Genomic DNA, 12,663 nt, shown 5'->3' with positions numbered 1-12,663 from the left:
TTCCTCCGCATTCCCTGTAGTGGTCTTGCCGGCGGACGGCGATCTGGCGCGTCCGTCGTCGTTCAAGTCTCGTTCAGTCGGCCCGCGACGCTTCCTCGGCGGCCAGTACGGCTTTCACCGCCGCCTGCCAGCCCCGGTTCAATCTCTCGCGCGTCCCCGACTCCATATTCGGCGAATAGATTTTATTTTTGCGATAAAAGGAAAACAGCGTCTCCCGATCCCACCATCCGAGGGCGAGTCCGCCCATGTAAGCGGAACCGAGCGCGGACAGCTCCTCCGCTTCGGAGCGGACGACCTCCGCGTCCAGCAGATCGGCCTGGAAACGCATCAGCAGCTCGTTGGCGGTCGCGCCGCCGTCGACGCGAAGCTCGCGCAGCGGCAGGCCGGTCTCCGCCGACAGCAGCCGGACCGCGTCCGCGACCTGGAAGGCGATGCTCTCCAGCGCGGCGCGCAGCAGGTGGCGGCGGTCCGACGAGCGGTTCAGCCCGATGACGGCCGCCCGGGCGCGGGCGTTCCAGTGCGGCGCGCCCAGTCCGACGAACGCGGGGACGAGATAAACCCCGCCGTTATCGCCGACTTCGGCGGCAGCCGCCTCCAGCTCGGCGTAGTCGTTGAACAGGCCCAACTGGTTGCGTACCCAATTCAAGCAATCTCCGGTCGAGCGAATGACGCCCTCCAGCGCGTACTGCGTCCGGCCGCCGATGCTCCAGGCGATCGCGGTCACCAGTCCGTGACCGGCTGCGACAGGCTCGTCGCCGGTGTGCATCAATACGGACGTTCCCGTGCCGTACGTGCCCTTGGCCATTCCCGGCCGCACGCACTGCTGTCCGAACAGCGCCGCCTGCGAGTCGCCGATCACGCCCGCAATCGGCTTCGGGACCGGAAACAGCTCCGGCTCGTCCGTCAGGCCGAATACGGCGTCGCTGTCCTTCGCTTCGGGCAGCAGAGACAGCGGAATGCCGAACTTCTCCGCCAGCTCCTCGTCCCACTGCAGCGTATGGATGTTGAACAATTGGGTCCGGCTCGCGTTCGTATAATCGGTCGCATGCACGCTTCCGCCCGTCAGCTTCCAGATCAGCCAGCTGTCGACCGTACCCGCGGCCAGCCGCTCCAGCGGAATGCCGGCCGCCGCATGCTCCAGCAGCCAGCTCCATTTTCCCGCCGAGAAATAAGGGTCCAGCGGCAGACCGGTTTTGGCGGCCGCGAGCGTCTCCAGCCCTTCCCGCTTCATCCGCTCGCACCAGTCGGCGGTGCGCCGGCACTGCCATACGATCGCGTTGGCGACGGGCAGGCCCGTCTCGCGATCCCAGATCAGCGCCGTCTCGCGCTGATTGGTAATCGTCAGCGCCGCCACGGCGTCCGCGCCGATGGCCGCCTTCTCCATCACGCCGCGAATGGCGCCTTTAACGTTATCATACAGTTCGAGCGGATCGTGTTCCACCCAGCCGTCCCGCGGATAGATCTGGCGGTGCGCGAGCGAGCAGCGATGCCGGATGCGCCCCTCCCGGTCGGTCAGCAGGGCCTTGGTGCCGGCCGTGCTCTGATCGACGGTGAGCAGATAGAGGTCCGCGCCGCTCATTGCGCCCGCGCGCCGGTCCGGCTTAACAGCTGTTCGGCCAGCTTCTTGACGTTGTCCGCGGAAATTCCGTAATGGCGGAACACCTCCGCCGACTTGCCGGCGATCGCGGGCTCATCGGGAATGCCGAGAATCCGCAATGGAACGGGACAATGCTGGGAAGTCACCTCGGCCACCGCGGCGCCGAGGCCGCCGTACACGCTGTGCTCCTCCAGCGTAATGATCGCCCCCGTCTCTTCGGCCGCGGCGATGATCGCCTCCGCGTCGAGCGGCTTGATCGTATGCATGTTCAGCACGCGCGCCCGGATGCCCTCCCGAGCCAGCAGCTCCGCCGCGTCCAACGCCACCCGCACCGTCTCGCCCGCCGCGATCAGCGTCAGGTCGCCGCCGTCCTTCAGGCGCACCGCTTGACCGAGGACGAATTCGCGGTCGTCGTCCTCCTCGTACACGTCCTCGACCGGATTTCGGCCGAGCCGCACGTAGACGCCGCCCTCGTACCCGGCGATCGCCTTGGTCATCTTCTTCGTCTCGTGACGGTCCGCCGGGAGCACGACCGCCAGACCGGGAATGGCCCGCGTCACGGCGATGTCCTGCACCGAGTGGTGGGACATGCCGAGCGCCCCGTAGGAGACGCCGCCGCTGATGCCGATCAGCTTGACGTTCGTCGCCGAATAGGCGACGTCGACCTTGATCTGTTCGATGCTCCGCATGCTCAGGAAGCAGGCCGGAGACGTCACGAACGGCGTTTTGCCGCTGTGCGCAAGTCCGGCCGCGATGCCGACGATATTCTGCTCCGCGATGCCGGTCTCCACGAACTGCTCGGGATACCGCTTCGCGAACGGAGCCATCGCCGCCGAGCCGCGCGAATCGCTGGCCAGCACCATGATATCGCGGTTGCCCTCCGCCAGCTCGAGCAGCGCCTCGCACATCGCCTGACGGTTCGGAATCGTATTAGGCATGGGTCCCGCTCCTTTCCTCTTCGCCCGCAAGCGCAGCCAGCGCGGCATCGAGTTCCTCGTACGCCTGCTTCAATTGCTCGTCGTTCGGGACGTGATGGTGCCACTCCGGTTTATTTTCCGCAAAAGAAACGCCCTTGCCCTTGACCGTGTTCGCCAGCAGCAGCGTCGGCTTGCCGACGGCCTCCGGCACGCTGCGGAACGCCTCAAGCAGCGCGTCGTAATCGTGTCCGTCCACGGTGACGACCTGCCAGCCGAACGCCTCCCATTTGCGATCCAGCGGTTCCAGCGCCATGACGTCTTCGGTGCTGCCGCTGATCTGCAGCCGATTGCGATCGATGATGCCGACGAGATTGTCGAGCTTGTAATGAGCGCCCGCCATCGCCGCCTCCCAGACCGAGCCCTCCGCCTGCTCGCCGTCGCCCATCAGGCAGTACACACGGTACGGCTTGCCGTCCCGCTTGGCGGCCAGCGCCATGCCGACCGACACGGCGAGGCCGTGGCCGAGCGCCCCGGTGTTCATCTCGATGCCGGGCACCTTGTTGTTCGGATGGCCGATCAGCCTCGTGCCGAACTGACTGAACGTGGACAGCTCCTCCTTCGGAAAATAGCCGAGATCGGCCAGAACGCACCACAGCGATTCCACGCAGTGCCCCTTGCTAGCCACAAAACGGTCGCGCTCCGGCAGCTTCGGATTACGCGGGTCGTGCTTCATCACTTCATAATAAAGAGCGGTCAGAATGTCGGTATTGCTAAGCGAGCCACCGGTGTGCCCGCCCTTCGCCGCGTGGATCATCGTCAGCAGCTCCTTGCGGATTTGCAGCGATTTGCGCTTCAGTTCCAGTACGGTTGCCATGATTACACACTTCCTCTCAGCCAGGCGCGGATTTTCTCCTCCGTCGGGTCGACCGGGTCCGGGGTCAGCCCCGGGATATATTGGCAGGCTTCGTACAGAGCCGGGATCACGTTGGCGTGAATGCCTACGGAATGGTGAACGTACGGACCTTTCACCAGCTTCTCCTCCCACAGCGGCCAGTCGTTGACCTCTACCCACACGTATGAACCGCGGGTGTACGGCCCTTCGATGCCCTTCGCCTTGCCGAGGAACAGCTGGTACTCGCCGTTATCGCCGTCGAAGCGGGCGATCGTCATGCTGCCGCCGCGGATTTCGCCCTCGTGCGTGCCGGGAGCATGATCGTCGAACAGAAAATGCTTGCGCATCTTCGGCTTGTTCTCCACGCTGAGCGATACCGGGAAATTCCCGCAATGGAACAGCAGCTCTCCGTTGTCGTTCTCCGGGTGGCGAATCGTAATATCGGCGAAGAAGGTCGGCGCCTCGTTCATCGCCGCCGCCTGAACCATTACTGAAGTAATCGCCCCGTGAATGTCGGTCTCGCAGGTGACCGGGATTTGCTCGTCGGTCAGAATCGCGTTGGCCAGGCAGGGCATAATACCGATCGCGTCCTGCAGAGCGGACCAGCACTGGATGGCGATGGCGGTGCTGCCGGAATCGACCGCCAGCTTCTTCATCGCGACCTTGAGCGCGGCCACGCGCTTGACGTCGTCGTCGGTCACCTCGGAAATATCCAGCTTGTCGCGAATGTATTGGATCGCTTCCGCCAGCTCGGATCCTCCGGACTTCTCCGCCTTCTTCGCCGCATTCGTAATATCGACGAGCGTAATCGGATGCAGCTCGATGCCGAAACGCTCCAGCAGCTCTCCCTCGTTGCACATCATCGTCCAGAACGATGTCGGCCGCGGCCCGATCTGCAATATGCGGAGGCTGCGGAAATGACGGACGACGTTGGCGGCCGCCACGAAATTTTTGAAGCCGCGCTCGAACACCGGATCGTCCACCCGGCTGTTCGTCACATAGGTGAACGGCGTCCGGAAGCGGCGCAGCACCTTGCCCGTCGCGAACAGGCCGCACTGCGTGTCGCGAAGACGCATTCCGTCCTCGAGCGGAGCCTCGTCGCGCGGCCCCCACAGCAGCACCGGCTTGCCGAGCGCCTTGGCGACCCGCGCCACCGTATCTTCCGTCCCGAAATTGCAATGCGGGAAAAAGACGGCGTCGACTTTCTCCTTCAGCAAATGATCGGCAATCTGCTCCGCCCCGATCCGGTCGTCGTACAGCAGTCCTTCCTCGTTCAAGCCTTCCAGGTCGACAATGTCAATATCCATTCCGAACGAGTCCATTTTGTTGCGGATTTGCACCTTGTACTTGAAGGCGTCCTCCGCGCTGAACGTAAACCTGCGTGTCGGCGCGTAGCCCAATTTCAGTTTTTTCATGTTCAGCCCCCTCTTCTTGGTTAATGGCGTTTTTCGTTTTTCATTTTGCGTTTTTCTCGTTTTTTCGTTTTTTCGTTGTCCTTGTTATTGCAACTAAACTCCCAAACGAAAACTAAACTAATCCTTAATAAACTTTTTATAAAGTTTAGTGCTTAACCCTATCGTATCATCACAAAAGTGCATCGTCAACTTGGATTTTAGTCATAGTTTAGTTATTTTAACTCAACAAATTGAGTTGTTCAGTTTATTCTGTTGCGAGGATGGAAAGATTAGTAGTAAACTAAACTTAATGAGGCAAGCTATACACTTATATTGATAGAACGGAGAAACTCCGATGAGGATGGAAGATATCGCCAAAATCGCGCAAGTGTCCAAATCCGCCGTCTCTTTGGCCTTCAGCGGCAAGCCCGGCATCGGGAACGAAACGCGCGAACGCATTTTGCGCATTGCCCGGGAAATGGGCTATAACGCGAAGCCCCGCGGCAGCGCGTCTGTACAGGAGAAAAGCTCGAAGCAGCTCGTATTTCTCGTCATCACCAATCTGGGGATTATCTCGGAGGAATACTATCAGCAGCCCTTTTTCCGGGAGCTGATTCATTTTGTCGAGGAGCGCTGCCGTTCCAAAGGTTACTCCGTCGTTTTTTCGTCCGTAGATATGGAGCATTTCGATCAGAGCATTCGCTCCGTTGCCGAAGATCATCGCAGCAGCGGCGTCATTCTGCTCGGCACCAATTTGAGCCGGGAACAGATCGCCCTCGTCGCGGACAAGCTGCCGCAGCTCGTCGTGCTCGACACCTGCTACGATACGCTGCCGGTTCATTTTGTCGAGATCAACAATGCCATGGGCGCTTACCAGGCGGGAACGCATCTCTGCGAGCTTGGCCATCGGGATATCGGCTATGTCGCTTCCAACGTGCGGATTCATAATTTCGAGGAGCGCAAAGCGGGCTTTGCCTTCGCGCTGCGGGAGAAGGGCATGGAGGTCGCGCCTAGCCGGACGTTCTCGGTCGCGCCGACGCTGCTGTCGTCGCAGGACTCGATGCGTCAGCAGCTTGAGGCCTGCCTGAAAAACGAGGGAAATCTGCCCACGGCGTTATTCTGCGAATGCGACTACATCGCCATCAGCGCAATGAAGACGCTGGCCGAGCTTGGCTACCGCGTTCCCGAGGACATCTCCGTGATCGGCTTCGACAACATCAACGAATCGGTAATCGTGACCCCGGAGCTGACGACGATCCATGTCGAGAAGGAAAAGATGGCCCGGCTGGCCGTCGATCTGCTGACCGATCCCGCCGAGCACGGCTCCAACGCCCGCAGCAAAACCCGCGTCGACACCCGCTTCGTCGCGCGGCTGTCCACCGGCGCTCCAACCGCTGCCGTCGCAACCGGCGGCTCCGCCTCGAAACCCGGTTGAATTTGCGGCAGGGACACCCGGAGACTACGGCAGGGATACCCGGAGACTATGACAGGGATGCCCGGAGACTACGACAGGGACACCCGCAGACGACAGGCTCTGCCTTCGTCTCCGACTTGCCGAGCGGTCTGCTGGATCCGCACGCTCTACTCGGCTCAAACGGCTTGGGGGAGCAGGCGGCCTGTAAGTCCAAGGCGGAAAATCCGCTTTAAATGTGTGGTCGCTCCTTTTCCAAGCCAAGTAAGGCGGGTTTTCCGCTTTAATTTCTCAAATTCACCCGTTTCGTAGAAAATAACTGGGATTTCCCGCTTTAAAATCGATTTTTTCTCCTTTTATTCGAAATTAAAGCGGGTTTTCCGCCTAACATTTTCCGCTCGTTCGAAAAAAGCGGCTCTTCGGATGGTGCTAAGAAAGCTCGCCCCCCTCTACACCGGGGCTGCGGGCTTTTTGATGCATAAACGCAAGCTTGCCCAAAGTATGAAGCTCGAAGCATGAAGCCCGGCCCAAAGCCCCGGCGACCGGACAAACCTTCCTAAAATACCGCCCGATTGAGCAAGATTCGCCACAGCCGCTATGTTACGATTCTCCTATATTGATTGATGGAGGAGATTCGATGACCTGTCATCCCAAGCTTGGCATCCAGGGACCGGTGCTCGGCTGGAACGATCCGTGGAATCGCTCCGGCTCCGCTCGATTGATGCGGACCGGCACCGGCAGAATGATTCCCTCGCAGGAGCCCGACGTCGCGCCGGAGACGTATATGGCGGCGCTTAAGGAGCTGGGGGCCGAATTTTACGTCCACCACCTGTTTCCGGATTTGCAGGAGCTGCCCGCACTGATCGAGGACTGTCGGAAATTCGGCATTCGGCTGGTCGTCGGCAACGAATATGGCAATATCAACGGTCCGTGGAGCGAAGGCGCCAACCGCTACGACATCCCGCCCGACGTCGTTCGGACGCTGGCCGACAGCGGCCTGCTGGAAGCTCTGCTGTACGACGAGCCGGAGCATCTGCAGATCAATGCGGCGCAATACCGCAAGAACGAATGGCTCCCGCACTGGGGCAAGCTTCGGGCCGACAGCCTTCAGGAAGCGCACGAGCAATTCGTAGAGAAAGTCCGTGCGGGATTGGCGCCGCTAAGCGAAGCGCTGGGAGAGGGACGGCCGATTCTGTCGGAGCAGGTTTTCCCTACGCTGTTTCATGCCCAGGCGAGAGCCTGCATGACTCCGACTCCGAAGATCATGAAGGAGTCGTTCCACCCGCTGCAGCTCGGCACGGCGCTTGGGGCGGCGAAGCAGTACGACAGAGCGCTATGGATTTGCGCCGATCTGTGGGGCCCGGACGCGGGGCCGTGGCCGACTCGTCTCTCCGGCTTTCCCGGACATTCGCCGGCCGAATTTGCGTCCGCCTTGCGGCTGGGTTACCATATGGGGCCATCTCATTTGTTCGTGGAAAATATAGACGGGCTGTTGCATACGGGGGAAGGGCGGAAGCTGGAGACGACCGCGTTCGGAGAGGAGTGGCTGCGGTTCGCGAGAGAATATGTGCCCGCACACCCGCTGCCTTACGATCACCGGCAGGCGCGGGCGACGATTGCGATCGTTCACTCGGACGACAGCAATTACGGGCAGAACGAGCGGCCGTTCGGCATTCGCGAGCTGCCTCTACCTGAGCACAGCCGTTCGATCTTTCACGCCTGGCATCTGGCGACGCAAGGCGCCGTGCCCGCGCACGGCAGCTGCCTGCATATTCCGGGCTACAGCTTCCCCGCGCCATGCGCTGCAGTTCAGGGAACCACCGGCGGCGTATCCTCTGCGCGAAGGCGTGCCCGCCGGAAGCTGCGGAGAGCCGATTCATCCGCTGTTCCAGCCGGCCAACAGCGTGCTCGCCTTCGACGCCTATGCGACGGCGGAAGCGATCGGCGAGCCTGAGCTGGTCCTGCTTGCCGGCAGCTATATCAGCGACGGTACGCTTGCGGCTTGCCGCAAGCTCGCCGAGCGAGGCTCGGCCGTTATCGCCGGCAGCTGGCTGCTGCCGGAGGGGCTGCGGCGCCCGCAGCGCTGGAGCGGCGGCGGTTGCTGGCTGCCGGTCGACAACCTGCTCGGCGAGGACGCACGGGAGCTGGCCGCGCCTTATCTCGGGTCCGACAGACTGTGGCGGCAGCGCTTCGGCGAGCACGCCATCCGCATCTCCCCCGCCGACGAGCATGGCTTCTCTCTTCATTTTGAAATCGAATAAGCCCATCCGACGAGCTTAAACCTCGCCTCTGAGCCAGTTCTGGGCCGTTAAGCCCGTCCAGCGAGCTTAACCCTCGCTCCTGGACCGGTTCCGGGCCGTTAAGCCCGTCTGAGAAGCTTAACCCCCGCCTCTGAGACGGTTCTGGGCCGATAAGCCCGTCCAGCGAGCTTAACCCCCGCCTCTGAGACGGTTCTGGGCCGATAAGCCCGTCCAGCAAGCTTAAACCTCGCCCCTGGACCGGTTCCGGGCCGTTAAGCCCGTCCGACGAGCTTAACTCTCGCCCCTCGGACGGTTCCGCGCCGTTAAGCCCGTCTGGGAAGCTTAACCCCCGCCTCTGAGCCGATTCTGGACCGTTAAGCCCATCCAGCGAGCTTAACCCTTGTCCCTGGGACGGTTCCGCGCCGATAAGCCCGCACGAAGTGCTTAGCGTTCGCCCTGTTTCGTACTGTGGTATGAAAATTTAAGCCTATTCGGGGGCAAATTATCTCCTATTATACAATTTTTGTTCAAAATCGAGTTTTCCAATTATTTGGAGCCGTTGTGGGTCATGATTAGGTCTCCAGGAGATAGATGCCCCGTTTTTTTCATCGATAATCTTGTACGTCCCTACCTATGGGATATGGGATATGGGACAGCCCCATGAACGCGATATCGAAAGTCAGTTTATCCCGCCGGCCGGATCGTATAGATCCGGCCTTGCCGCGCGGCTATCTCATGCTCCAAAGCGGCTTGCTCCGTTAGCGGCTCGCCCGTCTCGGCGCACAGCACGCGTATGGGGTGCTTATAAGCCACGCGCAGCGTTTGATCCGATGGAGCGATAATGCGAGCATACGTCAACCTACCGAGCTCCCAACGCAAATCGACCGTAAAGCCGCCCCTCACTTTAAGCCCGCCGATTTCGCCCCCCTGCCAGGCGTCCGGCAGAGCCGGGAGCAAGTCCAGCCGGCCTTCATGCGATTGCAGCAGCATCTCGACGATGCCCGCCGCGGCTCCAAAGTTGCCGTCGACCTGGAACGGTGGATGCGCGACGAACAGGTTCGCGTACAGGCCGCCCCGATGGAAATCCATGACGCCGTCGTCCTCGACTTCGACCAGCAGGCGGCGCACGATGTCGAGAGCGCGGTTGCCGTCGCGAAGCCGTGCCCACAGGGCGATTTTCCAGCCGATGCTCCAGCCAGTGCCGCCGTCTCCCCGCAGCTCCAGCGAACGCTTGGCCGCCTCGTACAAATGCGCCTGCCTGTTCTCGCCCCAAGCCGCGCCGGGGAACAGGTCGTAGAGATGCGAAACGTGGCGATGCTCCTTGTCCTCGTCGTCGAAATCGTAGTACCATTCCTGAATTTGCCCGCGGCTGCCCACCTTCGTCTCGGGCAGTCCCGCCAGAACCCTCCTCATCTCCGGAAGAAGATCATCCTCTAGACCCAGCCGCTCACAAGCCTCAAGGCAATGAGCCAACAGCTCTCGGATGAGGCTGACATCCATCGTGGAAGCGACCGTCAACGCCGGCGTTCTGCCGTCCGGCAGTCGGAAGCGATGCTCGGGAGAGGTGGAGGGGTTGGTCATATACTCTCCGGCCTCGTTCAACTGTACCCAATCCAGGCAGAACAGCGCCGCCTTCCTGAGCACCGGGTACGCCTTGTCCCGCAGAAACCGCTCATCCTGCGTGAACAAATAATGCTCCCACAGATGCCCGCACAGCCAGACGCCGCCCATCGGCCAATTCGCCCACAGCGGATTGCCGTCCCCGTAGTTGCCGGGAGGCGCGGACTGCCGCCATAAATCCGAATTGTGATGCGCCGTCCAGCCTCTGCAGCCGTAATGAATGCGGGCGGTCTCCTCGCCGGTGACGGACAGATCCTCGACGAATTGCAGCAGCGGCTCGTGACATTCGCTCAAGCTCGCCGTTTCCGCCAGCCAGTAATTCATTTGCAGATTGATGTTCAGCGTATAATTGCAGCTCCAGATCGGCCGGATATGCCGGTTCCAGACGCCCTGCAAATTGGCCGGCTGCGTAGCCGGACGCGAGGAAGCCAGAAGCAAATACCTGCCGTATTGAAAAAACAGCGCGACCAGCTCCGGATCGTCCGCCCCATACTGCCGAAGCCGTTCTTCCGTCGTCCATTCCCGCACCTCGTCGGGCATGGAGGAACGCAGGCCGAAGCGGACACGTCGATACAACGGCCGATAATCGTCCTCGTGCCGCCGTTTCAGCTCCTCGAACGACCTCGCCGTCGCTTCGCGCAGTCTCCGCTCCGCCAGCTCGCCGGGCGGGAACGCCTCGCGATCCGGCATCCGGTCGAAGCCGGCAAAGCTCGTCCCCGCCGCAAAGAAAAAAACAACCTCCGTCGCCTGTTCGATATGGATGCCTGTGTGGTCGACCTTCAGCTTCGCTCCGGCATCCGTCCGGCACGCCAGCCGGCCCTCGAACGCGATCGTGCGGCTGCCGGCTTCCGGCTCGTACTTGACCGGCTCGGGATCGTGCACATAGTTCGGACTGACTTCATAAGGACAATCGCCCCGCACCGCATAGAACGCCTCGTCTTCCCCGCCGTCCCGCCAGGCCGTCGTCGAGCGCAGCGGGCTGTCTAGCCACGCCTTCAAAACGAGCTTGCCCGGCTGGCTGCAGGTCAAGCGATACACCAGCGCCTGATCGGGAAACGAAGCGATCAATTCCCGCGTGTAGCGGACGCCGCCGATTTCGTAAGCGACCGTGGCGCAAGCGTCCTCCAGATTCAGAGAGCGACGGTAACCGTCGGCGAAATGGCCGTGATAAAAGCGAATATGCCAATCGCCGAGCGGCATGAAGGCCTGTGTGTAAGGCCCCATCATGCCCGCTTTGCTGAGCCGCTCGGCGTCCTCGTAACGCTCCTCCAGCACGGCCCGCCGCACCTCGGGGAGAACCTGCAACGCGCGCGGATTGTTCCAGTCGCGCGGATAACCCGACCACAGCGTATCCTCGTTCAGGCTGACGCGCTCCTGCTCGATCCCGCCGAACACCATGCCGCCGAGCCTGCCGTTGCCGACGGGCAGTGCTTCCGTCCACGCTTCGGCAGGCTTGTCGTATCTCAATTCCATTCCGATGACGCCCCCCGTTCCCCGTTTATTTTACAATCCGTACTCGGAGATCACCTCGGACAGCTTGACGGGCTGCCCTCTGCGCCGAACGCTTCTGGTCATCGCTTCCATCAGCGCCAGCGTATGAACCGCCTCCCGCGCGTCCGGCAGCGGCGTTTCGCCCCGGTCCAGGCAATCGGCGAAATGCTCGATATAATTTTGATACTCTCCGGCATGATGGCTCTTGTTCTCAAATCGGAAGTAGTACGGCTCCTTGTCGTCAAAGGAATGCACCTTCGGCCCCTCTCCGGCAAAATGCGAATAATACGTCAGGTTTGAGTATTCCGCGCGCGTTACGCCCTGCGTGCCGCGAAGAACGCAGCCGATCTGCGACTGGGCGTGCTGTCCGAGCGTGGGCAGCGCGTAATCCCCGGCCATCGTGGCGATCTGTCCCGCTTCATTGCGAGCGATAAAACGCAGCGAATCCCAGGCCTCCAACCCGAACGCCCGCGTGTTGGCACTCGTCAGCGCGAAGCCGGACACCTCCGACACGTCCGGAACGTACCAGCGCACGAGATCGACCGCGTGAATCATAAAGCCGTAGAACCAACTGAAGCCTTGCTGCCTGCTCCAGCCTTTATCCAGAAACCAGCGCCCGTCCGTAATATAATGCGTCTCTACGACGGACAGCTCCCCATGCCTGCCCGCTTCGAAATCGCGGCGCTGATGAAGCATCGGCTCGAAATAGCGCGTGCTCTGCCCGACAAACAGCTTGCGATCCGTCTCCCGTATGAACTTGAGCAGCTTAGCGGCGTCGTCCAGCGAGGGCAGCACCGGCTTCGTGCAGATCGCGTGCTTGCCGGCCTCAACCGCCTGCCTGATATGCGTGAAGTGAAGCTGGTCCGGCGTGTAGATCGCGATAACGTCGATCTCGTCGTTGGCCAGCATCTCCTCGTAAGAGGTCGTCCAATGGTGAAAATCGAACTCCTGCGCCCGCTGGCGGCACAGCTCCTCATTCAGATCGCATACCTGCGCCAGCTCCCACCGCTCGCTCTGCAGCGCGGCGGACATAATGCTGCGGCCTTCCCCCAATCCGATGACGCCCAACCGATATCTTTTTTTCATGATCATTTCCTCCCT

Annotated in this window: 9 protein-coding genes; 3 read left to right on the top strand and 6 right to left on the bottom strand. The window is 61.3% G+C overall.

Annotated elements, in window-relative coordinates:
* Window positions 1–73 precede the first annotated feature (73 nt).
* The 4 genes from ACFFT4_RS32875 to ACFFT4_RS32860 are packed head-to-tail and all read right to left on the bottom strand — an operon-like array spanning window position 74 to window position 4,821.
* The gene (locus ACFFT4_RS32875; RefSeq protein WP_378053681.1) at window positions 74–1,579 is read right to left on the bottom strand and encodes an FGGY family carbohydrate kinase; all 1,506 of its coding nucleotides are present in this window, start codon (window positions 1,577–1,579) and stop codon (window positions 74–76) included.
* Entirely contained in the window at window positions 1,576–2,535 is a 960-nt protein-coding gene (locus ACFFT4_RS32870) for a transketolase family protein (RefSeq protein ID WP_378053679.1), read from the bottom strand. Before ACFFT4_RS32870 ends, ACFFT4_RS32875 begins: the two co-directional genes overlap by 4 nt.
* Window positions 2,528–3,388, bottom strand: coding sequence for a transketolase (locus tag ACFFT4_RS32865; RefSeq protein ID WP_378053677.1), 861 nt, complete (start codon window positions 3,386–3,388; stop codon window positions 2,528–2,530). The genes ACFFT4_RS32870 and ACFFT4_RS32865 overlap by 8 nt, the downstream gene beginning before the upstream one ends.
* A gap of 2 nt (window positions 3,389–3,390) precedes the next feature.
* On the bottom strand, window positions 3,391–4,821 hold the full coding sequence (locus ACFFT4_RS32860; protein ID WP_378053675.1) for an L-fucose/L-arabinose isomerase family protein: 1,431 nt from the start codon (window positions 4,819–4,821) through the stop codon (window positions 3,391–3,393).
* A gap of 334 nt (window positions 4,822–5,155) precedes the next feature.
* On the opposite strand from ACFFT4_RS32860, the gene ACFFT4_RS32855 reads away from it, so the two are divergent.
* From ACFFT4_RS32855 to ACFFT4_RS32845, 3 genes are all read left to right on the top strand, one after another.
* The gene (locus ACFFT4_RS32855) at window positions 5,156–6,235 is read left to right on the top strand and encodes a LacI family DNA-binding transcriptional regulator (RefSeq protein ID WP_378053673.1); all 1,080 of its coding nucleotides are present in this window, start codon (window positions 5,156–5,158) and stop codon (window positions 6,233–6,235) included.
* Between the two features lie 613 nt (window positions 6,236–6,848).
* Window positions 6,849–8,165, top strand: a complete 1,317-nt coding sequence (locus ACFFT4_RS32850) for a hypothetical protein (RefSeq protein ID WP_378053671.1) — start codon at window positions 6,849–6,851, stop codon at window positions 8,163–8,165.
* Window positions 8,059–8,472 carry a hypothetical protein gene (locus ACFFT4_RS32845; RefSeq protein WP_378053669.1) on the top strand — a complete coding sequence of 138 codons (414 nt, stop codon included), beginning with the start codon at window positions 8,059–8,061 and terminating at the stop codon, window positions 8,470–8,472. Before ACFFT4_RS32850 ends, ACFFT4_RS32845 begins: the two co-directional genes overlap by 107 nt.
* 663 nt (window positions 8,473–9,135) lie before the next feature.
* Here the strand turns inward: ACFFT4_RS32845 and ACFFT4_RS32840 are convergent.
* Both ACFFT4_RS32840 and ACFFT4_RS32835 read right to left on the bottom strand, forming a co-directional pair.
* Entirely contained in the window at window positions 9,136–11,544 is a 2,409-nt protein-coding gene (locus tag ACFFT4_RS32840) for a glycoside hydrolase family 95 protein (protein WP_378053667.1), read from the bottom strand.
* A 30-nt stretch (window positions 11,545–11,574) separates the two neighbouring features.
* Window positions 11,575–12,648: a Gfo/Idh/MocA family protein gene (locus ACFFT4_RS32835; RefSeq protein WP_378053666.1), complete on the bottom strand. Its 1,074-nt coding sequence runs from the start codon at window positions 12,646–12,648 to the stop codon at window positions 11,575–11,577.
* Window positions 12,649–12,663 lie beyond the last annotated feature (15 nt).

The organism is Cohnella cellulosilytica, from assembly GCF_042431195.1.
In the GTDB taxonomy this organism is placed as follows: Bacteria; Bacillota; Bacilli; order Paenibacillales; family Paenibacillaceae; genus Cohnella; species Cohnella cellulosilytica.
This window is presented reverse-complemented; position numbering and strand designations above follow the sequence as displayed.